At 65.4% G+C, this 23,478-nt stretch carries 22 protein-coding genes; 5 read left to right on the forward strand and 17 right to left on the reverse strand.

The window, feature by feature from the left end:
• Positions 1–21 precede the first annotated feature (21 nt).
• Positions 22–2,736 carry a DUF2339 domain-containing protein gene (locus DFR52_RS15695; RefSeq protein ID WP_158284977.1) on the reverse strand — a complete coding sequence of 905 codons (2,715 nt, stop codon included), beginning with the start codon at positions 2,734–2,736 and terminating at the stop codon, positions 22–24.
• 208 nt (positions 2,737–2,944) lie between these two features.
• Positions 2,945–3,301 (reverse strand): VOC family protein, encoded by a 357-nt coding sequence (locus DFR52_RS15700; protein WP_110032955.1) that lies wholly within the window; start codon positions 3,299–3,301, stop codon positions 2,945–2,947.
• Between the two features lie 280 nt (positions 3,302–3,581).
• Between DFR52_RS15700 and DFR52_RS15705 the strand changes: the two genes are divergently transcribed.
• Positions 3,582–4,814 carry an MFS transporter gene (locus tag DFR52_RS15705; RefSeq protein WP_110032956.1) on the forward strand — a complete coding sequence of 411 codons (1,233 nt, stop codon included), beginning with the start codon at positions 3,582–3,584 and terminating at the stop codon, positions 4,812–4,814.
• Positions 4,811–5,359 (forward strand): TlpA family protein disulfide reductase, encoded by a 549-nt coding sequence (locus tag DFR52_RS15710; protein ID WP_110032957.1) that lies wholly within the window; start codon positions 4,811–4,813, stop codon positions 5,357–5,359. Before DFR52_RS15705 ends, DFR52_RS15710 begins: the two co-directional genes overlap by 4 nt.
• 78 nt (positions 5,360–5,437) lie before the next feature.
• Here the strand turns inward: DFR52_RS15710 and DFR52_RS15715 are convergent, their stop codons facing one another.
• The 14 genes from DFR52_RS15715 to rpoZ form a co-directional block, all read right to left on the reverse strand.
• Positions 5,438–5,938 carry a copper chaperone PCu(A)C gene (locus tag DFR52_RS15715; RefSeq protein ID WP_158284978.1) on the reverse strand — a complete coding sequence of 167 codons (501 nt, stop codon included), beginning with the start codon at positions 5,936–5,938 and terminating at the stop codon, positions 5,438–5,440.
• A 5-nt stretch (positions 5,939–5,943) separates the two neighbouring features.
• Positions 5,944–7,266 (reverse strand): FtsX-like permease family protein, encoded by a 1,323-nt coding sequence (locus tag DFR52_RS15720; RefSeq protein ID WP_110032959.1) that lies wholly within the window; start codon positions 7,264–7,266, stop codon positions 5,944–5,946.
• Positions 7,259–7,942 carry an ATP-binding cassette domain-containing protein gene (locus DFR52_RS15725; protein WP_245415370.1) on the reverse strand — a complete coding sequence of 228 codons (684 nt, stop codon included), beginning with the start codon at positions 7,940–7,942 and terminating at the stop codon, positions 7,259–7,261. The genes DFR52_RS15720 and DFR52_RS15725 overlap by 8 nt, the downstream gene beginning before the upstream one ends.
• A gap of 2 nt (positions 7,943–7,944) precedes the next feature.
• Positions 7,945–8,379: a hypothetical protein gene (locus tag DFR52_RS15730; RefSeq protein ID WP_110032961.1), complete on the reverse strand. Its 435-nt coding sequence runs from the start codon at positions 8,377–8,379 to the stop codon at positions 7,945–7,947.
• 81 nt (positions 8,380–8,460) lie between these two features.
• Complete coding sequence (locus DFR52_RS15735) at positions 8,461–9,948, reverse strand: alkaline phosphatase (protein ID WP_110032962.1); 1,488 nt, start codon at positions 9,946–9,948, stop codon at positions 8,461–8,463.
• Positions 9,949–10,091: 143 nt separating this feature from the next.
• Positions 10,092–10,601 (reverse strand): PaaI family thioesterase, encoded by a 510-nt coding sequence (locus tag DFR52_RS15740; RefSeq protein WP_110032963.1) that lies wholly within the window; start codon positions 10,599–10,601, stop codon positions 10,092–10,094.
• Positions 10,598–11,374, reverse strand: coding sequence for a DNA repair protein RecO (gene recO / locus DFR52_RS15745; protein ID WP_110032964.1), 777 nt, complete (start codon positions 11,372–11,374; stop codon positions 10,598–10,600). Before recO ends, DFR52_RS15740 begins: the two co-directional genes overlap by 4 nt.
• Before the next feature lie 18 nt (positions 11,375–11,392).
• Positions 11,393–12,322, reverse strand: coding sequence for a GTPase Era (gene era, locus DFR52_RS15750; RefSeq protein ID WP_110032965.1), 930 nt, complete (start codon positions 12,320–12,322; stop codon positions 11,393–11,395).
• A gap of 24 nt (positions 12,323–12,346) precedes the next feature.
• A complete protein-coding gene (gene rnc, locus DFR52_RS15755; RefSeq protein WP_110032966.1) occupies positions 12,347–13,048 on the reverse strand; it encodes a ribonuclease III in 702 nt (233 codons plus the stop codon).
• Positions 13,045–13,797, reverse strand: coding sequence for a signal peptidase I (lepB, locus tag DFR52_RS15760; protein WP_110032967.1), 753 nt, complete (start codon positions 13,795–13,797; stop codon positions 13,045–13,047). The genes rnc and lepB overlap by 4 nt, the downstream gene beginning before the upstream one ends.
• Before the next feature lie 234 nt (positions 13,798–14,031).
• Entirely contained in the window at positions 14,032–14,436 is a 405-nt protein-coding gene (gene acpS, locus DFR52_RS15765; protein WP_110032968.1) for a holo-ACP synthase, read from the reverse strand.
• Between the two features lie 25 nt (positions 14,437–14,461).
• Positions 14,462–15,046: a DUF2062 domain-containing protein gene (locus DFR52_RS15770; RefSeq protein ID WP_110032969.1), complete on the reverse strand. Its 585-nt coding sequence runs from the start codon at positions 15,044–15,046 to the stop codon at positions 14,462–14,464.
• A gap of 122 nt (positions 15,047–15,168) precedes the next feature.
• Positions 15,169–17,412 (reverse strand): RelA/SpoT family protein, encoded by a 2,244-nt coding sequence (locus tag DFR52_RS15775; protein WP_110032970.1) that lies wholly within the window; start codon positions 17,410–17,412, stop codon positions 15,169–15,171.
• Between the two features lie 88 nt (positions 17,413–17,500).
• The gene (gene rpoZ, locus DFR52_RS15780) at positions 17,501–17,899 is read right to left on the reverse strand and encodes a DNA-directed RNA polymerase subunit omega (protein ID WP_110032971.1); all 399 of its coding nucleotides are present in this window, start codon (positions 17,897–17,899) and stop codon (positions 17,501–17,503) included.
• Positions 17,900–18,265: 366 nt separating this feature from the next.
• Here rpoZ and DFR52_RS15785 point away from each other — a divergent pair, with 366 nt between their 5' ends.
• The 3 genes from DFR52_RS15785 to DFR52_RS15795 all read left to right on the forward strand — a co-directional run bounded on the left by DFR52_RS15785 (position 18,266) and on the right by DFR52_RS15795 (position 22,910).
• Positions 18,266–18,865, forward strand: coding sequence for a LabA-like NYN domain-containing protein (locus DFR52_RS15785; protein WP_110032972.1), 600 nt, complete (start codon positions 18,266–18,268; stop codon positions 18,863–18,865).
• Positions 18,866–19,080: 215 nt separating this feature from the next.
• Positions 19,081–20,850: a bifunctional helix-turn-helix transcriptional regulator/alpha/beta hydrolase gene (locus tag DFR52_RS15790; protein WP_110032973.1), complete on the forward strand. Its 1,770-nt coding sequence runs from the start codon at positions 19,081–19,083 to the stop codon at positions 20,848–20,850.
• A 224-nt stretch (positions 20,851–21,074) separates the two neighbouring features.
• The gene (locus DFR52_RS15795) at positions 21,075–22,910 is read left to right on the forward strand and encodes a caspase family protein (RefSeq protein WP_110032974.1); all 1,836 of its coding nucleotides are present in this window, start codon (positions 21,075–21,077) and stop codon (positions 22,908–22,910) included.
• Positions 22,911–22,989: 79 nt separating this feature from the next.
• Here the strand turns inward: DFR52_RS15795 and DFR52_RS15800 are convergent, their stop codons facing one another.
• Complete coding sequence (locus DFR52_RS15800) at positions 22,990–23,376, reverse strand: DUF4342 domain-containing protein (protein ID WP_110032975.1); 387 nt, start codon at positions 23,374–23,376, stop codon at positions 22,990–22,992.
• Positions 23,377–23,478: the final 102 nt, after the last annotated feature.

Here is a 23,478-nt window from a genome sequence, read left to right on the forward strand (position 1 = left end):
AAATCCACGAATGCAAGGCGGTCAGGATTGCGGCTCGGGTTGCCCGGCGGGCCCGCCGCCGGTTTCGGCTGCCGGGTCCGATGCCGGATCGCCGCCATTGCCGGTGCGCACCAGGATCCTCTGGTAGAGCCGGCCGATGAGCAGCAGCGCCAGGCCCAGGCCGATGAAGGAAAAGGCCCTGAGCGCACCGGTGAGCGACGACATATCGAGCAGGAACACCTTGCAGATGGTGAGCCCGATCAGCGCTGCGGACGCCATCCTGAGCGGCAGCGAGCGGAAGGCGAGGCCGGCGGCGAGCAGCAGCCCGCCGAGCGCCAGCCACACCGCCGAATAGGTCCAGAACTCGATGTCCGAGGTCGTCCGCATGAGGCCGACCGCGGGGCCCTGGAAGCCGTGCCGGGTCATCAGCGTCGCGTAGAGGAAGAGCAGAAGCCCCGCCGCCAGTCCGTAGCCGATGCGATACCAGGCCGGCCGCACGCCCCGGGCCAGCCAGGCGACGAGGCCCGCCAGCAGACCGGTGACCAGATAGGCCGGCAGCAGCATGTTGAAGATCCTGCCCTCGCCCAGACCATCGCCGGTGAACAGCGGATTGAAGGCAATGCCGAGACCGACCACCAGCATCAGCAGACTGATCACGCCCGCCGCCAGCGCGGCGTAATCGAAGATTTTCGCCCCTGAGCGCTGCGCCACCCTCTGCAGCCCGATCGAGAATCCGAGCGCCGCGATCGACTGCGCCGCCATGTCGGCGAGGCCGAAAAACGGGCTGGCGATCTCGCCGCCGGTGATGAAATGCCTGAGCTCAAGCGCCACGAACAGCGCCAGCAGCGCCAGGCCGATGGATGTCTGCAGCGACGAGGTGAACTGCGCGCGGGCGCGCCTGAGCCACTCCCCGCCGGCAAGCAGCGCCGCCGCCGGGAGACCGGCGATCAGCACCAGCCGGTTGAGGAACGGCGTCGCGCCGATGGTCTCGGCGGGAAACGGCGAATTGAACCACAGTCCCGAGGCCGACAGCGCCGCGAGCGCCACCGCCAGCCACGGCAGGGCGACGAGCGGGCGGTCGCGATGCACCCAGGCGACACCGGCGCTGGTCAGCGCCAGGCCGAAGGGCAGCCACATCTTCGTCAGCATCACACCCATGCCAAGCGCCATCAGCGCGATCGCGGCCACCGCGAAGGCGGCGGGCGCCGGCGCCGTCCAGTCGTCGGGACGGGCGCGGGTGAACCGTTCCGTCAGCGCCACGAACCCTGCGGCCAGCGCCAGCGCCACCATCCCCGTCGCCAGGCTGGTCTCGAACGGCGAAATGCGCAGGTAGGCCACCAGCAGCGCCAGCACCGCGACCAGCGAGGCCCCGATGGCGAGTTGTCCAGTGGTCCGGGGTGCAGTGGTGGCCATGCGCCAGCCAAGCGCGAGGGCAGCCAGCGCCACCGGCATCGCCACCATCGCCAGTTGGCGCACGAAGCCCACCACATCGGCGGGGACCAGCCGCAGCGCTTCGGCCTCGCCGTTGATCAGCCCGGGCTCGTTGACGAGATCGACGCTCAGGCCGAGCCCCATGGCCGCGACGATCAGGCCGGTCCAGGGCGCAATGCGTGCCAGTTGCGGCCAGTTTGCGGCCGTGGCGGCATAGACCAGGCCCAGCACCAGCGCCGTCGCAATGTCGGCGCCGCCGGTCCGGTCGGCGCAATAGAGCGCGAAGGTGGCGGCAAGCGCGATGAAGGCCGCCACGCCGGTCCGGTCGGCCGGACGGTCCGCCGCAGGCTGCGGCCGGTCCCCGCCCGCCCAGCCGAAGGCGGCGACATAGATCAGCGCCAGGCCGATGAGCAGCACCGCCCCCATCAGCTCCGCGGTCGGCCCGCTGTTAAAGACGCCCAGCACCGCCCAGACAATGGAGCCGACAATGCCGCCGATCGCCAGCCAGCGCCAGTCGCGGATCCGCGCCGTCGCCAGGACACTCGCCGTCACCACCAGCGTGTGCAAGGTCAGCGCCACGGGATTGGGGTCGCTCGAATCCACCAGCAGCGGCGCGCCGAAGGCGCCCAGCAGGCCGATGGCAGCCAGTTTCGGGCCATGGATCGAGGCCAGCGCCAGGCAGGCGATGCCGGTCAGCGTCAGGGCGATGAAGGCCGTGGCGGGGCCGATGAAGCCATAGAGCGCATGCGCGGCGTAGAGCGTGCCAAAGGCGGCCACCGCGCCGGCGCCGGTGAGAATGCCGGGGATGTCGGCGCTCATGAACGGGGCGAGGTGCTCGCGGCGATCCTTGCGCCGGAGCCATTCGCCGGCGGCGAGCAGGGCGACCGACAACAAGACACCAGAGGCGGTCCGCGCCCTGGGTCCGAGCAGACCCGCCTCGATCGAATAGCGCACCAGGAACAGCGCGCCGAGCGCCACGGTGATGCCGCCGAGGATCACCGACCAGCTGCCGCCGATCAGGCTCTCGAGGTCGCGCTTCGGCTTAGGCAGGGAGACTGCCGGTTCCGCCGGCAGCGGCGCCGGCTCATCGGCGGCCGCGAATTCGGGCGCAGATGCCGTCGCTTCGGCCGGCTCGGAGCGGTCCGGAATGTCCGTGACGACCGGAGATACTGTGCCCTGCTCGGAAGGCGGCGCGCCGCCGCGCAGGACGGCAAGTTCGTGCGACATCGCCGTCATCCGGCGTTCGAGGGCATCGGCACGGCGGCTGACCTTGGTCACCCAGACTAACAGGAACGCCACTCCGACGAGCAGGAAAAAACCGTCCATGACCATTCGACTCCACCAGGCCCCGCAAATTCCTTACAGCGGATTCGGGAGGTCTACAATCTCGGGCTGATTTAGCCCCTTCGCCCTCAAATTCGGAACTCGTTCATGAGCCGCGAATGCATCTCGCCCGAAAGGGCCGCACGGTTTCGGGATAAGGACACGAAAGAGCTGAAGCACAACGCGGGAGGCTGAATTGGCGCGTTGTGCTTCAGATATGGCAGAGAATGTTGACGAGCCTGCCGAATGGATCCCGGACGAAGAACCGCCGCACGCCCCAGGACTCGGTCACCGGCCCGTACTCCACCTCATATCCGGCGGCGACCGCGCGACGACGGACGGCGTCCAGATCGTCGACCTCGACGGAAAGTTCGGGCACCGGCGTACCGGAACCACCCTGGCTGGCAACGCTCAGCTGCGGGGTCGTGGTCGCATCGCTGTGAAAGGTGACGATCCAGCCCAGATCCATGGCCACGTCCATCTCAAGAACACCACCATAGAAACGGCGCGCCGCCTCCAAGCCGTCTTCGGGAACCGAAATATTTGCCACAATGCGTCGGACTGTCATGGGTGCCTCCTGAAGGCCGGCTCGATCTGCCCGCAGTGTGACCCGGCCGTGACCGGCCAGGCAAGCCTCCGCCCGGAGGATCCTGCTCTCCTTCCATGAATCAGGGAAACTGATCGTCTCATTGAAAAATTGAACTTGCCGGCGCCAAACCTTTGCCTAATGTGCGATCCGGCATACCCCCGATGCGCGGTCGCGCCAGCGGGGCCATTTGCGCCACCTGCACCGCGCTGACTGCACCGGCCCCGCGAGAGCTGATGCCTGAGGCATCTGGAGAACAGCCATGACATCCACCGTCACGACGTCGCGACCCGCCCTGCCCTGGCTCATCATTACCGCCGGTTGCCTGATCGCTCTGATGTCCTTCGGGCCGCGTTCGGCGATGGGGTTCTTTCAGCTGCCGATGTTGGCCGACAGGGGCTGGGACCGCACCACCTTCGGCCTCGCCATGGCGATCCAGAACCTGTTCTGGGGTCTCGGCCAGCCGATCTTCGGCGCCATCGCCGACAAGTTCGGCACCTGGAAGGTGCTGGCGCTGTCGGCGCTGCTCTATTCGGGCGGCCTCTTCACCATGTCGGTGGCGCCGAGCGAAGGCTGGTTCTATCTCGGCGGCGGCGTCCTCATCGGCCTCGGCATCGCCTCGGCCTCCTTCGGCATCGTGCTTGCCGCCTTCGCACGCAACGTGGCGCCGGAGCGCCGGTCGCTCGCCTTCGGCATTGGCACGGCGGCGGGCTCGGCCGGCATGTTCGTCTTCGCGCCGCTGAGCCAGGGCCTCATCGACGCCTATGGCTGGAAGGAGGCGCTCTTGTGGATGGCCGGCATGATGGTCATCGTCCCGTTCCTCGCCATCCCGCTGCGCGGCAATGCCAATTCCGGCTCGCAGAAGGCGATCGAGTACAAGCAGTCGATCGGCGAAGCGCTGCGCGAGGCGCTCGGTCACAGGAGCTATGTGCTGCTGGTCTCGGGTTTCTTCGTCTGCGGCTTCCAGGTGGCCTTCATCACCGCCCATTTCCCCGCCTATCTGCGCGACATCGGCATCGAGAGCTCCTATGCGGTGCTGTCGCTGGCGCTGATCGGCTTCTTCAACATCATCGGCTCGCTCGCCTCTGGCTATCTCGGACAGCGCTACTCCAAGCCGATGTCGCTGGTCTGGATCTATATCGGCCGCTCGATCGCGGTCACCGCCTTCCTGTTGCTGCCGCAGACCGGCACCTCGGTGGTCGTCTTCGCCATCGTCATGGGACTGTTGTGGCTCTCCACCGTGCCGCCAACCAATGCGCTGGTGGCCATCATGTTCGGCACCCGCCATCTCGGCATGCTCGGCGGCGTCGTCTTCCTCTCGCACCAGGTCGGCTCGTTCCTCGGCGTATGGCTGGGCGGCTACCTCTACGACCAGTTCGGCACCTACAACCCGGTCTGGTGGCTCGGCGTGGCGCTCGGCCTGTTCGCCGCCATCGTCCATTGGCCGATCAAGGAGCAGGCGGTGGTCCGCCCGGCGCTGGCTCCGGCGGAATGAGCCGGGCGCGGCCGTTCCTGGTCCTGCTGTGCGCCTTCGCGCTGCTGCAGGCTCCGGGGATGGCCGGCGCCCGGGCCACCCAGCCCGCCGCCCTGTCTGCAGGCCCCGCTCGGGCCGCGCAGGCGGAAACGGCGATCGCGCCGCGGCGCCTCGACGACATCCTGCCGCCGGCGCCTTCGGTGGTGCATCTCTGGGCCACCTGGTGCACGCCCTGCCGCCGCGAGCTGCCGGAGCTCGCCCGCTTCCGGCAAACCCTTCCGGCGGGACTTGAGGAACGGATGATCGTCATCTCGGTCGACACCCGCCAGCCCGAAGACGTCCGTCAGTTCCTCGACACCGAACTCGGCCTGCCCGACTTCCGGACCGATCTCATCGATGCGGCGGAGGCCGGCCGACGCTTCCGCATCACCGGCTATCCCGTGACGCTGTTTCTCGATGCCGGCGGCGCGGAGGTGCTGCGCATTTCCGGCGCCGCTGCCTGGCAAGACGGGGACTTTCGGAGCCGGGTGATCGGCCATCTCGCCGGCGACGCCAGCCGGCCTTGACCGCACGCGGCGATGCGCCGTCAGATGATCCGTCAGGTGTGCCGCGATGGCGTTCGAGGCACGTCCCGTGGGCCCGCCTCAGTGCGCATGGCCTGCATGCGAGTGGCCCGTCGCGTCCGCAGCCTCCACCTCGACATCGACATCGACATGTCCGCTTTCGAGCCGGACCTCGATCTCGATGACATCGCCCGGGTGGAGCGGTTCCTTCAACCCCTCGACCCGCAAGGCCAGGCCCTCAGGATCGAGATGCAGCTCGGCGCCGTCCTTCACGGGGACCGCCGGGAGGGTGACCAGCTCGGCGGCGCCATCCCTGAACCGGAGGCCGACCAGGGTGACTGCGGACCCGCTCTCGCTCTCCCCGCCGATCAGCGACACCGTCCTGCCCGACCGGTTTTCCAGTTCGAGATAGACCAGCGCCTCCGGCGTCGAGGTGGCGCGGGTCCAGGCATGGATGATGCGCACGCCGTCAAGTTCGCTGACATGCTCGGCGGCGCCGACGGCATGGCCGGATCCCGCCGACAGGGACGGGCCGGAAGACGCGGCCAGCAGCAGCACGGATGCAACAAGTCGGACAAGCATGGTCTTCATCCTCTCAGGTCGTCGATGACGGGGCGGGTGAGCGCGAGAAATGCCGGCAGCAACGCCAGCAGCATGGTCATGCTGACAAAGCCGGCGATCAGATGAAATTCCGGCCAGGCCAGGCTGGCATCGACCAGAATGTCGGTGCGGCGGCTGATCTCGCGCGACAGGATGCCGGTGGCAACATGGCCGACCGCGAGCCCGAGCAGCGCACCGCCGCCGATCAGGGTCGCGGCATAGCACCAGACCACGGAGAAGACGAAGCGGCGCGGTGCGCCGAGCGCCCTGAGCAGCGCCAGCCGGCGCGCGAACAGCCGCGTCAGCACCACCAGTCCTGTGAGCACCCCGGCGGTAACCAGCACCTGGGTGACGATCGCCATCATCGACATGATCTGGCGCACGTCCCCCATCAGTCCGTGCAGCCGCGAGAGCACCGTTCCGGGAAAGAACGCCATGGTGCTGTCGGTGGTGAATTCGGACTGCAGCGCATAGCTCGCCCACAGCGTCTCGGCATGAACCATCACGGCAGGCGTGCCTGGAAAATGCTCCGGGTCGAAGGGCGGGCCGATCTGCGCACTCCGCTCCGGGGCGTGGCCGTTGGCAAGCCCGTGAACCTCCCATACCGCCTCCACCGGCACCAGGATCGCCTTGTCCCAGGGACTGCCGGTGGCGGCCATCCGGCCGACGATCACCGTTCCGGCGCCGGCATGGGCCGCGGCATCGGCTTCGTCGCCCATCCCGTGTGCTGGCGTGAATTCGGCGCCGAGCCTCAGGGAGACGGCCGAACCCGCCACCGCCTCGCCGCTCCGGCCAAACAGCCGGCCCTCGACCAGAGCGCCCGACAGGTGGGAGACGAACTGCGGCGTGGTGCCGATCACCGGCGCGCCGTCATGGCTGTCGCCATAGGCGATGGGCGCAGCAAGGCTGACATTGTCGGCGCTGACGATCCGCTGGTAGGCCGCGCCGTCGAGCAGCGGCACGTCGCTGGGCTGCAGGTAGACGGCGGCAAACAGCATGGTGATCTCACTGCCCGGCGCCGCGACGATGAGGTCGAATTTCTCGGCCGCCCGCGCCGTTCCCTGACGCAGGCCCCGTTCCTGCGCCGTCAACCCGACGCCGAGGCCGACGGAGACGGCGATCAGCGCCACGAACACCAGATTGGTCCAACGGTAGCGCCAGATCAGCGAGGGCACCAGCACCAGCGGGCGAAAGCCGAATGTAACCACCAGGCCGGTCAGCACCGCCGGCGCCAGCAGCCCGGCGAGCACCAGGCCGTCCTGCAGCGACGGGGCCAGACCCTGCCAGGCATCGAGGAGGATGTCAGGCAACGGCTTCGCCTTCCCTCAGCCTGCCGTCGATAACATCGACGCGGCGGTCCATCCGCATGAGCAGATGCGGATCGTGGCTGACCGCGATCAGCGTCTTGCCAGCGTGGCGGACGAGGTCGAGGAGATCGTCGATCATCCGGTCGGCCGTCTCCCGGTCGAGGCTGGCGGTCGGCTCGTCGGCAAGGATGATCGCCGGATCGTTGGCAAGCGCCCGGGCCAGCGCCACGCGCTGCCGCTCGCCGCCGGAAAAGCTCATGACATTGCGCGGCCCCGTGCCGATTCCCAGCCGCTCAAGCAGGGCTGCGGCGCGGGCGCGGACGGGCTGTGCCTCGCGCCGACTGCAGAAGGCCGCGGCAAGCGCCGCATTGCCTGTGGCGGTCAACTCCTCGAACAGCAGGAAATCCTGGAACACCAGGCCGACATGGTCGCGGCGAAACCGGGCGCGTTCCCCCTCGCCCATCAACAGCAACTCGACGCCGCCCCAGTTGATGCTGCCGCTGGTCGACGGCTGCAGGCCGGCGAGCGCGAACAGCAGCGTCGACTTTCCCGCACCCGACGGACCGCGGATGCCGATCGCCTCGCCGGGGGCGACCGACAGCCGGTCGGCGCGCACCAGCACCCTGCCCCCGGCCCCGGTGACCGCGAGTTGGCTAACCTCCAGATGGAGTCCCGGCACGATCAGGCCCTTTCGTAGACGGCATCGGCCAGGCGCACCCGGCTGACGAAACCGGTCTCCGGATCGGTGAACGTGCCCAGTTCCAGCTTGCCGCGGGTGACGATGCGCGTGTTGAACGAAATGACCTCGATGACGCGCTTGCAGTAGACGGCCAGAATGTCGTCAGGCCACTGCGCTTCCGTCTCGCAGAACGGGCAGACCGCCAGCGGCCGGTTGGTGAGAACGAAGAAATGGCTCTCCGCCTTGAGCGGGGGCGCCATATAGCCGCTGATCGAGACCCGCTCGCCTTCACGCTCCAGGGCGTATCCGGAAAAGCTGAGATCCTTGTTGTAGAGGTCGCGAAGCCTGATCGTGTCGTCGGCACGCGCCGGCCAGGGAGCTGCCGCCGCGATGGCCGGAAGGCCGAGGGCTGCCAGCAGGAAATGCCTGCGATCCATCGTCGTGCTCCTTCTCCACGGGCGCGGGGCCCGGAACAGGAAAGGCCCGCGCGAGCGGGCCTCTCCGATTGCGCGGACGGACTACTCCGCGTTCACCGCATAGTTCATGACGTGGAAAATGTAGTTCTGCTCGATCACGCCGTCAAACAGGTGCGCCCAGGGACCCTTCGCCATCACGGCGACATCTTCGCCCGAATGGGTTTCCGACGACATCGGGATCAGCGCCTGCTGGATGTAGTCCTTGTCCATCGCCTCGTCGTTGGTCAGTTCCGGGCGCGAACCGGTCCACTGCTTGTCTTCCTTCAGCACCGAGCCGACACCGTTGAGAAATCCGATAACGGTGAAAGGCTTGCCGTCGGCACCCTTGAGGGGTTCTTCGGTGTGCTTCACGCCGGCATCGTCGATGTCATAGCAAAGGCCGGTGATCGGCGAGCCGCGGCCGCAGTAGCCGTTGAAGGAAATTGCGTGTTCATGGTCGGCGGTGACGATGATGAGGGTGTCCTCGTCATTGGTGAGCTCGTCGGCGAGCGCAATGGCGTCGGCGAAGGCCTTGCCGTCGGTCAAGGTGCGATAGCCGTTACCGTCGTGGTTGGCATGATCGACTCGGCCGGCCTCGATGGAGAGATAGAAGCCGTTCTCGTTGCTCTGCAGCGACTTGATCGACGCGGCCGTCATCTCCGCCAGGCTCGGCTCGCCGCTGCGATCGGCCTCGTACTTCATGTGGGAGGACTCGAAGAGGCCGAGGATCGGCGAACCGTCGAGCGTCAGCTTGGCGAAATCCTCGTCGCTCCAGGCATACTGCGCGCCATTGGCCTGGGCCGCTTCGATGAGGTTCTGGCCGTCGGTGCGCTTGCCGGTCTTGCCTTCGCCGTCGGTGACTTCAGCCGGGATGAAATGGCCGCGGCCGCCGCCCAGGGCGATGTCGATCACGCCCGCCTTCATCTGGTCGATGAGCTGCGCGGCGATGTCCTTCTGGTTTGTGCAGCCTTCCGGCAGGCGGCTGTTGTCTTCCCAGTCGCGGTTGACGGTCTTGGCATAGACGCCGGCCGGGGTCGCATGGGTGATGCGGGCGGTGGAAATGACGCCGACCGACTTGCCGTTCTCGCTGACGATCTCGGCGAAGGTCTTGAGTTCGTGGCCGGCCATGCCGGCGCAGTCACTGACGGAGACCGATTCGTCGACATTGATCATCGTGTTCTTCGACTTCACGCCCGTGTTCATCGCCGATGCGGTCGGCGCGCTGTCCGGGGTCTGGCCGTTGGTGGTGTAGGTCTTGACCAGGGCAAGGTTCGGGAAGGCTTCCTGCGGCTGGACATAATCATCGCCGAGACCGCCGGCCTGCTGGCCGGAGAACAGCCGGATGGCATAGTTGGTGCCGACGCCGTTGCCGTCCGCCGTGAACAGGATCACATTCTTGGCGCGCTTGGTGTTCGGCTGACGGGCGACCATTTCCTGGATCTTGGCCTGGGCGTCGGTGAACCACTTGGAGTCTTTCTGCGGCAGTTCCTGGGCGAGCGCCACACCGGTCGAGAATGCAACCGCAAGCGATGCGATCAATGCACTTTTCATGTTAATCTCCATTGTTGGCTACGAGCAAATGCGTCCCGTCACCTCCTATGGCTCGGACATGACAGCCGTATTACATTTGCCTGAGGCATCAGCCCGAAGAGGACTGGCGCGCCGCTTTCAGAGGGCTCATCGGCCCGAGCCTGTCAGCGCCGCACGCTGGCAATCGGAAAGATGGCGCAGGTCTCGGTGCCGTGCGCCAGCAGCTTGCCCGAAGCGTCACGCAGGAACGCTTCCGACGTGGCGATGGTGCGGCCGCGGTGCACGACCCGGCCCTCGCAGCTGACCTCGCCGGTCGACGGCAGGATCGGCCGCGTCAGATTGACCTTGAATTCGACCGTGGTGTAGGCCTCGCCCGGCGCCAGCGTCGTCATCACCGCGCAGGCCAGAGCCGAATCCATGATCGTCGCGGCCCAGCCGCCGTGAATGGTGCCGATCGGATTGAGGTGGTCGACCGTGGGCGTGCCGCGAAACTCGACGACCCCCTCCTCGACCCGCGCCAGCGTCATGTTCAGTGTCCTGACGAGAGCCGCCCCCGGCAACCTGCCCTCGAGGATGCCCTGCATGACCTTCAGACCGCCCTCCTCCGCGATCGTCTCCAGCGGCACCACGCCGACATGCGGATCGTGTCGGTTCGGGGTTGGCGCATCATTCATGGGATTGCCGCCTTCATGGGTTCGGGCAGCGCAGCCGCCGGATTGTCGGACAGGGCCCGGAGCGCCACGGCGCAGAAGCTCTCGCGCGACACGGAGGCTTCGATTCCCCGCGCCTCGAAGACGTGCCGGTTGAGGAAGTAGCCGGTCAGCTTGAAGGCATCGGCGAGGTCGGCCGGATCGACACAGGCGCGCTCGCGGTTGGTGAGGAATTCCGGCAGGGTCAGCAGCTTGTCCGACCAGGGGCCGCCGGCCTCGGTACTCACCGCGCGTCCGGATTTCGGCGAGACGAAGGTCAGGTCGGCGCGCGCGCCCGTGGCTGCGCATTCGCTCAGATCGAGACCGAAGCCCAGATCCTCGAGCACCGCCAGTTCGAAGCGCACATAGAGCGCCCCCGCCTTTGCCGGTTCGTCCAGGCTGTCGAGAATGATCGCGAAGGCGTCGTGCAGGCGGGGATGGGCGTCACGCTCGGGCAGCAGCCTGAGAAGAGCGGCCATCGCCTGCACCCCATGCACGCCGGTGGCGCTCTCCATCAGCCGTCCGGCGCGCGATTGCGTGAGCTCCACCTGGTACTGGCCCAGATGCTCGTCAAGCCGCGCCCGCCAGACCAGGTCGACGGAATTGCCTGCCTGCAGCACCGGCTGCATGCGCCGGGAGCGGCCGCCGCGGACGATGCCGAGGTGGCGGCCGTGGGCGCGGGTCATCACCTCGGCGATGGCCGAGGTTTCCCCGTGCCGCCGCAGTCCCAGGATGATTCCCTCGTCACGCCATTCCATGGTGTCGAGATTGCCCGCTCACTTGGGAAATTCAAGTCCCATCTCGCGGTAGCGCTCCGGATCGTCGCCCCAGTTCTCGCGCACCTTGACGAACAGGAAGAGATGCACCTCCTGCTCGAGGATCTCGCCGATGTCCTTGCGCGCCGACTGGCCGATGGCCTTGATGGTCTCGCCCTTGTGGCCGAGCACGATCTTCTTCTGGCTGTCGCGCTCGACATAGATCACCTGCTCGATGCGCACCGAACCGTTCTTCTTCTCTTCCCAGCGCTCGGTCTCGACATGCGAGGAATAGGGCAGCTCCTGGTGCAGTCGCAGATAGAGCTTCTCGCGGGTGATTTCCGCCGACAGCTGCCGCATCGGCAGGTCGGAGATCTGGTCCTCGGGATAGTACCAGGGTCCCTCCGGCAACGTCCCGGCAAGATAGGAGAGCAGATCGTCGCAGCCCGAACCGTTGAGCGCCGAGATCATGAAGGTCTGCGCGAAATCCGCCTTGGCGTTGCATTCCTGGGTCAGCTTCAAAAGCAACTCGCGGCGCACCTGGTCGACCTTGTTGAGCACCAGGATCTTCGGCTGGTAGACGTCCTTGAGCGCTTCCAGCATCGCCTCGGCCTCGCCCTTCAGACCGCGCTCGGCGTCGATGAGCACCAGCACGATGTCGGCATCCTTGGCGCCGCCCCAGGCGGTGGTGACCATCGCCCGGTCGAGCCGGCGCCGCGGCGAAAAGATGCCCGGCGTGTCGATGAGTACGATCTGGGTCCTGTCCTTGGTGGCAATGCCGCGCACCAGCGCCCGCGTCGTCTGCACCTTGTGCGAGACGATGGTGACCTTGGCGCCTACGAGCTGGTTGACCAGCGTCGACTTGCCGGCGTTGGGCGCGCCGATCAGCGCCACGAAGCCGGAACGCGTGTCGCCGGTGTCCACCATCATCGGTGTGATGTCATCAGTCATGAAAGTCCTGTCCGGATGCGGGCATCATAGCCACACACCTTCCCGTTGGAGAATGGCTGTCGCCGCCGCCTGCTCCGCCGCCCGCTTCGAGCGGCTCTCGCCGGTGGCGGGCTCAACGCCCTTGATTTCGACCGTGACCACGAAGACCGGCTCGTGATCGGGCCCGCTGCGGTCGGCAATCCTGTAAAGCGGCGTCACCCCGAAGCGGGCATGCGCCCATTCCTGCAGTTCCGTCTTGGCGTCGCGCCGCGCCGCGTCCGATTCCAGCGCCCGGGCAGACCAGTTGCGCTCGATGAACTCCCGCGCCGCCTCGAGGCCGGCATCAAGATAGATCGCCGCGATCAGCGATTCTACCACGTCCGCCCGGACATTGGCCATCCGCTTGCCGGTCAGCTTCTTGACGTCGGCTCCAGTGCGGATGAATTCGTGCAAGCCGAGGTCGTCGGCGACGCTGGCGCAGGTCTGCGCAGAGACCAGCGCATTGAGCCGGACCGACAACTCGCCTTCATCGGCATTGCGGAAATTGCGGAACAGCAGCTCCGCCACGCAGAGCCCAAGCACCCGGTCGCCAAGAAACTCCAGCCGCTCGTAATTGCCGCCAGCGCCGGTGCGCAGGCTCGAATGGGTCAGCGCCCGCTGCAGCCGGTCCTGGTCGGCGAAATGGTGGCCGACCCGCTCCTCGATCCGCCCGATGGCCGCCGCCGCTGCGATCGCGGCCCGCTTCATCGCTGGGCGGATTTGAAGAAGCGGTCAAGCCGGAGCTCGGTGGGCCACTTCCACAGTTCGAGCGGCGAGGCATCGCCGCCGATGGAGAAAAAGACGATGGTGGCGCGGCCGATGAAGTTCTCCAGCGGCACGTAGCCGACGGTGAAGCGGCTGTCGGCGGAATTGTCGCGATTGTCGCCCATCATGAAGTAATGGCCTTCGGGCACCAGGAATTCGCGCGTGTTGTCGCCGGGCGAATTGGGCGAGAGGTCGAGCGTCGTGTACGAAACGCCGTTCGGCAGGGTTTCGCGGAAGACAGGCACTTCCGCGCCCGTGTCATACTGGCCCTCGGGCTTGAAATTCCCGACCTGCTCGCGCGGCACCGCCACGTCGTTGATGTACAGCACGTCGTCCCTCATCTGGATCCGGTCACCCGGCAGACCGATGACGCGCTTGATGTAGTCGACGCGGGGATCGCTGGGCAGACGGAAGACGGCCACGTCGCCTCGCTCGGGAGCGGAGCCAAAGATGCGGCCCGAGAACAGGTTCGGCGAGAACGGCACGGAGTATTTGGAATAGCCGTAGGAATATTTGGAGACGAACAGGTAATCTCCCACCAGCAGCGTCTCCATCATCGAGCCCGACGGAATGGAGAACGGCTGGAACAGCAGTGTCCGGATGACCAGAGCCAGCAGCAGCGCCTGGACGAGGACCTTGACGTTTTCCCAAAGTCCGCCCGATGTTTGTTTTGTTGTGTCGGCCACGCGCATGTATTCCTCTTTGTAGTCGCGGATCGCGCTGGCGGCAGGCCCTCTCGGGCGGCACGTCAACTCCGGCAATTCCATTCTCGGGGCGGCGCGCCGAATTGGCGACCACAGCCCTCATGACATTTCGGCGAGGTCCATGCCCCGCCGGATGTCATCCGCCGACTTCTCTAGACCTTTGTCCGCCGTGCGGCAACAGCTTCCGGGCAAGCCATGTGCGACAATGGGACCGGCGCTCCCTCAGCCGGCCGCGTCGTGAATCTCGATGATCACGAAGGCCTGCGCCAGCGGATAGTCATCGGTGATCGTCAGATGGATGATCGCCGCCTTGCCTTCCGGCGTCATCAGCGCAAGCCGCGCCGCGGCCCCTCCGGTCAGCTGCATGGTCGGCTTGCCGCCGGGCAGGTTGACCACGCCCATGTCGCGCCAGAACACTCCCTGCGCCAGGCCTGTACCGAGGGCCTTCGAGCAGGCCTCCTTGGCGGCGAAGCGCTTGGCGTAGGACGCTGCGCGCTGCGCTCGCCGGTCGGACTTGACCCGCTCGACCTCGGTGAAGCAGCGGTTGGTGAACCGCTCGCCATGACGTTCAAGGGTTTTTTCGACCCGTCTGATGTCGATCAGGTCGCTGCCAATTCCGATGATCACCCAAACCCCCTCCGCGGAAGGCGGGTCAGGCCATATGGCCGCCCGCCAGATTGCTGACGCGCTGCTTGGCCTTGGCGGCCAGCCGCAGGCGGCGGCGGTTCTGGAACACCGACACCGACCAATAGGTGGCGATGTAGAACACAACAGCCGACACAATGCCAAGCGGCATTGCGCCGATCAGCATGGGCTTGAGCACAGGTTCCCACAACTGGCTCATGTCGAGATGGCGCAGCAGCGCCTCCAGATTGACATGGGAGTGCCGGGTGCCCTGCTCGATGCCGATGATGAAATTGCCGACCTTCATGGTCAGAGCCCAGATGAATGGGAATGTCAGCGGGTTGCCGACAGCCGTGCCAAGTGCCGCAGCGACCATGTTGCCGGCGATCAGGTACGCAATCGCGAAAGCCAGGATGAAATGGAAGCCCAGCAGCGGCGTCCAGGAGGCGAACACGCCGGCCGCCACGCCCGCGGCGATCCCGTGCGGGGATGCGGTCAGACGCAGCACACGCTTGACGAAATACTGGATCGAGCGCGAGAACGACCGCCGCGGCCAGAGCGCGGTGCGCAGTCTGGACCAGAAACCCTGGGGTCGGCGGCGACGGAACAACATAAAATCCGTATACGTCCCTTATTGTGTCAGCGGTAAGACATCAGGCCCGCAAGCGTCGGACTTGCGCCATTCGTGTCGTCACTTTGCGCGCACGGAGCCCAACACTTCGTAAACGTCCGCACCTAATTGTAGACCCGTTCCACGCTCGACACGCTGCTCAGGCTCTTGAGCTGACTGATCAGCTGATTGAGGTGCTTGAGATCCCAGACCTGCAGATCCACCAGCATCTCGGTGAAATCAGCCGCCACCCGCACCATTCCGAGGCTCTGGATGTTGGTGTCGCTGATGGCGATGGTCTGCGCCACATCGGCAAGCGTCCCAGGCGCGTTGATCGCGGTGACCAGAATCTTGGCTGGAAAGCGGCTCTTGTTGTTCTCGTCGATGTCCCAGCGGATATCGACCCAGCGCTGCGGTTCGTCGTCAAACCGGGTCAGCTGCGGCGACTGGATCGGATAGATGGTGATGCCGGCGCCGGCTTCGAGAATGCCGACGATGCGGTCGCCGGGAACGGCGCCGCCGGGTCCGAAGCTGACGATCGAATTGTCGTCCATGCCGCGGATCGGCATCGCGTCGGCGCCGCCCGACAGCCCGGCGATGGCGCCCTTGCCGGCCTTGGCCGCCTTGGACGACTTGTTCAGGCCCGGCAGGCGGAAGATCAGTCCGGCGGCGCTGCGCAGGTTGAACCAGCCTTCGTCGACAGGCTTGTGTGTCGAGACCCGGTCTTCCTGGTGGTTCGGGTAGACGGCGCGGAACACGTCTTCCGAGGAGATCTCGTTTCGGCCCACGGCGGCGAGCGCGTCCTCGATGTCCTTGTGGCCAATCCGGTGCAGCACCGGCTTGAGCGCATCACGGGAGAACGGCTTGCCCGCGCGGGTGAAGGTGCGTTCGAGAATCCGCATCCCGAGGCCGGAATACTGCTTGCGCACGGCGGTTCGGGTGGCGCGGCGGATAGCGGCACGCGCCTTGCCGGTGACAACGATTTCCTCCCAGGCGGGCGGCGGAACCTGGACGCCCGAGCGCAGGATCTCCACCTCGTCGCCATTCGACAACCGCGTCACCAACGGCATGATCCGGCCGTTGATCTTGGCGCCGACGCAGGTGTCGCCAACATCGGTGTGCACCGCATAGGCGAAATCGATCGGCGTGGCGCCACGCGGCAGCGCGATCAGCTGGCCTTTGGGCGTGAAGCAGAACACCTGGTCCTGGAACAGCTCGAGCTTGGTGTGCTCGAGGAATTCCTCCGGATTGTCACCTTCCGAGAGCGCCTCGATGGTGTGGCGAAGCCAGGAATAGGCGCGCGAATCCTTGGACAGCAATTGACCGTCGCCGCCGACCCCATCCTTGTAAAGCGCGTGCGCGGCAACGCCGAACTCGGCGATCTCATGCATGCGCTTGGTGCGGATCTGCAGTTCCACCCGCTGCCGCGAAGCGCCGACGATGGTGGTGTGGATAGACCGGTAGTCATTCTGCTTCGGCGTCGAGATATAGTCCTTGAACCGCCCCGGCACCACCGACCAGCGCATGTGCACGATTCCCAGCGCCCTGTAGCAGTCCGCCTTCGTGTCGACGAGAATGCGGAAACCGTAGACATCGGAAAGCTGCTCGAAGGAAAGCGACTTCGACTGCATCTTGCGAAACACCGAATAGGCCTTCTTCTGCCGCCCCTTGACGGTGGCCGCGAGCCCTTCCTGGGCAAATAGCGACGTCAGCTCATCCTCGATGGTGCGGATCAGGTCCTGCTTGCGACCAGAGAGCTCGGCGAGCTTCGCCGTCACCGTCTCATAGGCTTCCTGGTTGAGGGTCTTGAAGGCCAGGCCCTCGAGTTCGTCGCGCATGTCCTGCATGCCCATGCGGCCGGCAAGCGGCGCATAGATATCCATCGTCTCTTCGGCTATCCGGGCCCGCTTCTCCGGCGGAACATGCTCCAGCGTGCGCATGTTGTGCAGCCGGTCGGCGAGCTTGACCAGCAGCACCCGCACGTCATCGGAGACCGCCAGCAGCAGCTTGCGAAGGTTTTCCGCCTGCTTGGCGCGCTTGGAGACGAGATCCAGTTTCTTGATCTTGGTCAGGCCTTCGACCAGCCGGCCGATCTCCTCGCCGAACAGCTCGTCGATCTCTGCCCGGGTCGCCGACGTGTCCTCGATCGTGTCATGCAGGAGCGCCACGGCAATCGTGGCCTCGTCGAGGTGCATACCGGTGAGAATCGCCGCCACTTCCAGCGGGTGCGAGATGTAGGGATCGCCGCTGGCGCGGGTCTGCTTGCCGTGCTTCTGCATGGCGTAGACATAAGCTTTGTTGAGCAGAGCCTCGTTGACATCGGGCTTGTATTTCTGCACGCGCTCCACGAGCTCGTACTGACGCATCATCGAATGCACACTCCGAACAGAATAAAAAATGCGCCGAGTTCAACGACCGGCGCATTGTTCGCTTCGGATGTCTATCGGGCCTCAGGGCTCAATAGTCGTCGCTTTTCTCCGGCGGCACAAGCCCTTCGATGCCGGCAAGCAGCTCTTCTTCCGACATGGCCGCAAAAGACACCGATTCCGGTGCGTCGGCATCGGCGGCAACGTCCTCGGCGCCGTCTGCGGGCAGGAACTGCGCGGGATCGGGCTCGGGCTCATCGACTTCGACGTGCTTCTGAAGCGAATGGATGAGGTCTTCCTTCAAGTCACCCGGAGAAAGCGTCTCGTCGGCGATTTCGCGCAGCGCCACGACGGGATTCTTGTCGTTGTCGCGCGGGATGGTGATCTGTCCGCCCTGCGAGATCTGGCGGGCGCGGTGGCTGGCGAGAAGGACGAGTTCGAAACGGTTTTCAACTTTGTCGATGCAGTCTTCGACTGTGACGCGGGCCATTGCCTGTCCTTTGCAAACGGAAATTCAGGGATTGGGCTTGGCGATAAACCCATTGGCCGCCAAATTCAAGTCATTTGGCAACCTGCAGCCTGCGGAGAGACGCGGCAAATGTGGCTATTTTGCCGCAAGGGTGTCCGAAACCGGCTTTTTCTTTGCGGGCGGGGAACTCCGGCGCCTCCGGCCGGTTTGCTGTCATGGTCCCTATTTGTCTGATCCGGCGCTTGTTTTCGCCTGCCCTGTTGCTAGATGTTGATTTTGGGGATTGATATGGACTGTGCAAACATCTGGCCGGGGTGATTCAGGCACATTCCGGACCGGCGAGCATCGAATTGACGAGACCCACAATTTCACACAGGACAATATTGCATGTTTGATCCACGGGAAAAGATTGCCTTGTTCATCGACGGCGCAAACCTCTATGCGGCATCAAAGAGCCTCGGCTTCGACATCGATTACCGAAAGCTGCTGAAGTGTTTCCAGCAACGCGGATATCTGTTGCGCGCCTATTACTATACAGCGCTGATCGAGGACCAGGAATACTCCTCGATCCGACCACTGATCGACTGGCTCGACTACAACGGCTACAAGGTCGTGACCAAGCCGGCCAAGGAATTCACCGATTCCATGGGCCGCCGCAAGATCAAGGGCAACATGGACATCGAGCTTGCCATCGATGCCATGGAACAGTCGGAAGTGGTGGATCATCTGGTGATCTTCTCCGGCGACGGCGACTTCACCTCGCTCGTCGAGGCTTTGCAGCGCAAGGGCCGGAAAGTGTCCGTCGTCTCGTCGCTCGCCACCCAGCCACCGATGATCGCCGACGATCTGCGCCGGCAGGCGGACTACTTCATTGACCTGCAGTCGCTGAAGTCCGAGATCGGCCGCGATCCCTCCGAGCGTCCCGCCCGCCAGGCCAGCGTCAGCGCGGCGCCAAGCAATGACGACGACGAGGATTTTGACGACTGATCGGCCCGCAAGGCAGGAGCACCAACTCCGGTCGCAACTGCACCGGATCATGACCTGACACTTTGCCTCGGACGCGCGGGCCCGGCAGCGTACCGTCAACGCACCCGTCTGCGTGAAGCGGACGGCCGCCGCAATGGTCCCTGCGGCGGCGATGCCTGGGAGCAATTGCAACCCGTTGAAAGGCGGGTATAGTTGCCGAGACAAGGGGATCATCTGTGCCGGACCAAGTGCTTGCCGCCCGCGACCGTCTGCTGGTTCTGCTCGACAGCGCCTACGAGGTCGCTGCCGACCCCGCTTCGTTCGACAAGCTGCTCGACGCGTCCAACAGCTACTTCTTTTCCGGCATCGAGTCGCTTGCCGCCGACATTCCGCGCGTCATGGCCGAAGATCCTTTCCTGCGGCCGCATGTCGACCGCATTGCCCGCCAGCTTGATGCTCTCCCCGGCGACCGCACCACCGGGTCCCGACCAGCCGCCTATGCGCGCATGCTGCTGGCCAAGGGGGGCGTGGTGCTGACCGCCAATGCCGCGGCGACCGCCCTGACCGGCGTCACAGCTCCTTCGGCGGTCTCCCAGCTGCCCTTTGACCACGAGTCGCTGCGTGCCATCGACAAGGCCCTTCGCGGGCTCGGCGCCCGGTCCGCGGGGCCGGCCGGTCCCGTGCTGCTCAACATCACGCTGGAGCGCGACGGTGCAGGCTGCATCGGCCTGCTGGCTCGCGCCCGGCTCGAGCAACCCGACGGCAGCCATGCCGAGGCCCTGGCGTTGTCGCTGTCGCACATTGACTGGACCGCCAAGCAGGACGCGTTCATGGAGCCGCCCTTCAGCCTCACCCGTTCTGAAAGCGAGGTGCTGGCGGGGCTGATGGAAGGCCTATCCTATGACGAGATCGCCGAGGCGCGCGGCCGGCTGGTCTCCACCGTCCGCTCCCAGATCAAGGCGATCATGCGCAAGACCGGCCGCAACAAGATCGCCGCGCTGGTGCAGCTTGGCGCCAGCGTCGGCTATCTGACTGAACTGTCAAACGCCATCGGCGAAGCCGGCGACGCGCAGGCGGGCCCTTCGCATGTTTCGCGGGTGGTCGCCAACCTCGTCACTGAGACGCAGATCAACCGGCAGCTTCAGCTCGACCTCCACGACGGCCGCAGGCTTGGCTACTATCTGCACGGACCGGAATGCGGGAAGCCGGCACTGTTCTTCCATGGCCTCATCCTCGGGCCTACCATTACGCCGAGCATGAACGCGGCGCTGTTTCGCCACGGCCTGCGGCTGATCGCGCCGTCGCGCCCGCATTTTGGCCTGAGCAGCCCGCCGCTGCCGCAGGCGGGATTCGATGACACGGTGCTGTCCGATGCCGCAGCCCTGGTCGAGCATCTGGGGATCGAAGATCTGGTTATCGTCGCCCACCAGGGCGGGGTCAGCCACGCCTTCCGCGTCGCCGGCCGATTCGCCAATCGGCTGCATGGCATGGTCATGGTCGGCGCCGGCATCCCGATCGACGAAAGTCGGCATCTGCGCTCAATGAACCCCCAGACCCGGCTGGCGGCGGCGGCTACCAGGCATGCGCCGGTCCTGATGGAACTCATCACCCGCGCCGCGATCGCCGTCTTCAACAAGCGCGGCCACGAGCGGTTCCTGTACGAACACTTCGCTGAAAATCCCGGTCAACTTGCGAGCCTAAGGGATCCGGAGGTCATGGCGGTGTCGCTCGACGGCCTCGGCCACCTGATCGCCCAGGGAGCGAAGGCTTTCGTGGTGGACGGCGGTGCGGCGATGGCAAACTGGTCGGACGATTTCATCCGCATCACCGCACCCTGCCATTGGATACACGGGACCGACGACGCGGTGCTCAAGCCGGACGACATCCGGGAATGGGTATCTGCCTATCCCAACCATACGCTCGACGTCATTGGCGATGGCACCTCGTCGCTGCTGTATACTCATGCCGAGGACATCCTCGCCGAAGTGGCGCTCCGTTTCCGCTGAGGCAGTGCCTGCCGCGACGGCACCGATCGCTTTGACAGCAAACAGCCAAGGTCCGGCTGCCGCCGCACGCTGGCGGCGCGCGACGCACTTCCCAATAATTTCATGTAATGTCGACAGCAAACTGCATTTCATGACTGGGTTCCAGCATCCATGATTATGAGATACTGTGAAATTCGCTCAACTTTACCTTCAGCGGACAGAAGGTTATCATGGGGGAGGCATAGATGGCCAAGAAACTCAAGGTACTCGGTGTTCATGGACTTGGTGATCACCGGACAACCCCGTGGGAGGCGGAGTGGCGGGAAGCAATCGCCGGCGCACTCGACAGCGACCCCGCCACGCTGTTGCTCGAGTTCGAAGGCACCCGGTACGATCCGATCTTCGAGAGGACCAAGATCAGCTTCGCGGAAACGATGGGCGCACTGTGGAAGCTCGGCCGAAGCGGTTTCGCGCAGATCGGGCGGCAGGGGCGCGGCATTGGCGACGTGGCGGATCGGATCCGTTGGACGGCAGGCTACGTCGTGGCGTGGGTCGACGACACCGGTTTCCAGGCGCAGACCCGCAAACTGGTGCTCGACCATGTGCGTGCATTCAAGCCCGACGTGATCCTGGCCCATAGCCTCGGTTCACTGATCACTTACAATGCGTTCAGCCACCCCGACGCCGCAGAGGAGGAGGTGGCGGCGATCCTGCGCAGTGCCAACTACGTCACGCTCGGATCGCAGATCGCCAACCCCTTCGTCATCGGCAACCTGACCCACGGACGCGTCAACGCCCTCGCAGTCCGCCATTGGCACCACCTTTACAACGAGCACGACGATGTCTTCACCGCCCCCATCCGTATGCCGGGGGTTGCCAATTTCAACCAGCTGCTCACCTCTTTCGACATTCAGGGCCTGGCCGACCACTCCGCTGTCTCCTACCTCACCCACCCGACCACGGTCGGTTCGCTTTGGCAGCCGCTAGCCCTGAAGACCGCCGATGCCAAGGTCTTCCGCGGCCTCCCTGCGCCCTGGAAACGGGCACCCCGCACGACCCGGAAAACGCGCAGGCGCGCGCTTCTGGTGGGAATCAATGAGTATCCGCGGGAATCCGACCGGCTCGCGGGGTGCGTGAACGACGTCTTCACCATGAGCGCGGTGCTCCAGGAATGCGGATTCGCGCCCGAAGAGATCAGGACCTGTCTCGATGACCGGGCGACAGCCAGCGGAATCCTCGACCGGCTGGACTGGCTGCTCGGCGATGTCCAGTCCGGCGACCAGCGCGTCTTCTTCTACAGCGGCCATGGTGCCCAGGTCCCGGAATATGGTGAACACATCGAGCCGGACAGGCTGACTGAAACCCTGGTGCCCTGGGATTTCGACTGGTCGCCGCAGACCTGCATTTCGGACGAGCAGATCTTCAAGTTCTACAGTCAGCTTCCCTACGATTCGCAGCTGATGATGTTTTTCGACTGCTGCCACTCGGGCAGCATGCATCGTCAGAGCGGCGCCAAGGCGCGCGGCATCTCTCCACCCGACGACATCCGGCATCGGCAACTGAAATGGGACATTCCGACGGAAATGTGGGTGGACCGCGATTTCAAGCGCATCAACCCGAAATTCAGCCCAAAGGCCAGGGACAATGCCCGGTTCTTCGGCGACAACGGCGCGACGATCCGGCTCGGACGGGCGGCAATGCTCAGGCGCGAAACCTCGGCGGAATTCAAGGCTGCGGCTGCCGCCTCGGAAGGCCCGCTGGGCCCTTTTCTTCCCTTGATCGTCGAGGCTTGCGGCGAGGACCAGCTGTCCTACGAATACCGCCACGGAGCAACAAGCTACGGGGCATTCACCTTCTGCCTCGCCAGCATCCTGCGCGACCGCCGGTCCATCACCTTCGAGGAGCTGGTGCGGCTGACGGCTGAACGGCTGGCCGACCTCCAGTACAACCAGACGCCCCAGTTGCTGGGTCCGACCGCCGTCATGAAGGCGGAAGTGCCATGGAATCCGGCCGGCACCCAGCCGTCCCGCCCGCGCAGGACTTCGGTGCCCGGGGGGGCCACGCCACGGCTTTCTGGCTGACCGGCCAGGATTGCTGCAGGCTGTCATGGCATCGCTGGCGTCCGCCTGCCGGACGCACCGGGTGCCGGTGCGATTCCGATCAGATCGACGGCGTATCGTCGGCGGAGGCGGCGTCGGCTTTCGTGCCTCCGGACGGTGGCGGCACGTCGCGGACGATCTCCAGCCTGACCTTGGTCACGAACACCGCCAGAGCGCCGATGATCGCCAGCAAGGGAGCCGCGAGCATGATGGCGCCGCCGGCGATGGCGCCGATGGTCAGCGGCATGTCGAGCACGATGTCGCCATCGGGCTCGGTCAGCCTGATGCGGCGGACCTGCCCCTCGGCGGCGAGCCGCTTGACGGTGGCAACCAGCTGCTCGCCGGTGACCTCGATTTCCTCGGTCCAGGTCCGCTCATGATGCGGACGCTTCTCGTGGTCGGGGTTGCTGGCATCAGGACTGTCGGTTCTTGATTGACTGGCTTTCATGGCATCCATCCTCAATCTGGCAAACGGGACGGTCGCAATTCTAGCCCGGCTTTGGGGCCATGACATGACATGGATCAACTTCGACCGTTGACGGTCATCCTT

Origin of the sequence: Hoeflea marina, from assembly GCF_003182275.1 — a bacterium.
Lineage (GTDB): Bacteria > Pseudomonadota > Alphaproteobacteria > Rhizobiales > Rhizobiaceae > Hoeflea > Hoeflea marina.

Bases quoted from the DNA above. Each gene is read 5' to 3' on its own strand.
- DFR52_RS15695 (WP_158284977.1), bottom strand. From the start codon at position 2,736: ATGGACGGTTTTTTCCTGCTCGTCGGAGTGGCGTTCCTGTTAGTCTGG.
- DFR52_RS15700 (WP_110032955.1), bottom strand. From the start codon at position 3,301: ATGACAGTCCGACGCATTGTGGCAAATATTTCGGTTCCCGAAGACGGC.
- DFR52_RS15705 (WP_110032956.1), top strand. From the start codon at position 3,582: ATGACATCCACCGTCACGACGTCGCGACCCGCCCTGCCCTGGCTCATC.
- DFR52_RS15710 (WP_110032957.1), top strand. From the start codon at position 4,811: ATGAGCCGGGCGCGGCCGTTCCTGGTCCTGCTGTGCGCCTTCGCGCTG.
- DFR52_RS15715 (WP_158284978.1), bottom strand. From the start codon at position 5,938: ATGCTTGTCCGACTTGTTGCATCCGTGCTGCTGCTGGCCGCGTCTTCC.
- DFR52_RS15730 (WP_110032961.1), bottom strand. From the start codon at position 8,379: ATGGATCGCAGGCATTTCCTGCTGGCAGCCCTCGGCCTTCCGGCCATC.
- DFR52_RS15735 (WP_110032962.1), bottom strand. From the start codon at position 9,948: ATGAAAAGTGCATTGATCGCATCGCTTGCGGTTGCATTCTCGACCGGT.
- DFR52_RS15740 (WP_110032963.1), bottom strand. From the start codon at position 10,601: ATGAATGATGCGCCAACCCCGAACCGACACGATCCGCATGTCGGCGTG.
- recO (WP_110032964.1), bottom strand. From the start codon at position 11,374: ATGGAATGGCGTGACGAGGGAATCATCCTGGGACTGCGGCGGCACGGG.
- era (WP_110032965.1), bottom strand. From the start codon at position 12,322: ATGACTGATGACATCACACCGATGATGGTGGACACCGGCGACACGCGT.
- rnc (WP_110032966.1), bottom strand. From the start codon at position 13,048: ATGAAGCGGGCCGCGATCGCAGCGGCGGCGGCCATCGGGCGGATCGAG.
- lepB (WP_110032967.1), bottom strand. From the start codon at position 13,797: ATGCGCGTGGCCGACACAACAAAACAAACATCGGGCGGACTTTGGGAA.
- DFR52_RS15770 (WP_110032969.1), bottom strand. From the start codon at position 15,046: ATGTTGTTCCGTCGCCGCCGACCCCAGGGTTTCTGGTCCAGACTGCGC.
- DFR52_RS15775 (WP_110032970.1), bottom strand. From the start codon at position 17,412: ATGATGCGTCAGTACGAGCTCGTGGAGCGCGTGCAGAAATACAAGCCC.
- rpoZ (WP_110032971.1), bottom strand. From the start codon at position 17,899: ATGGCCCGCGTCACAGTCGAAGACTGCATCGACAAAGTTGAAAACCGT.
- DFR52_RS15785 (WP_110032972.1), top strand. From the start codon at position 18,266: ATGTTTGATCCACGGGAAAAGATTGCCTTGTTCATCGACGGCGCAAAC.
- DFR52_RS15795 (WP_110032974.1), top strand. From the start codon at position 21,075: ATGGCCAAGAAACTCAAGGTACTCGGTGTTCATGGACTTGGTGATCAC.
- DFR52_RS15800 (WP_110032975.1), bottom strand. From the start codon at position 23,376: ATGAAAGCCAGTCAATCAAGAACCGACAGTCCTGATGCCAGCAACCCC.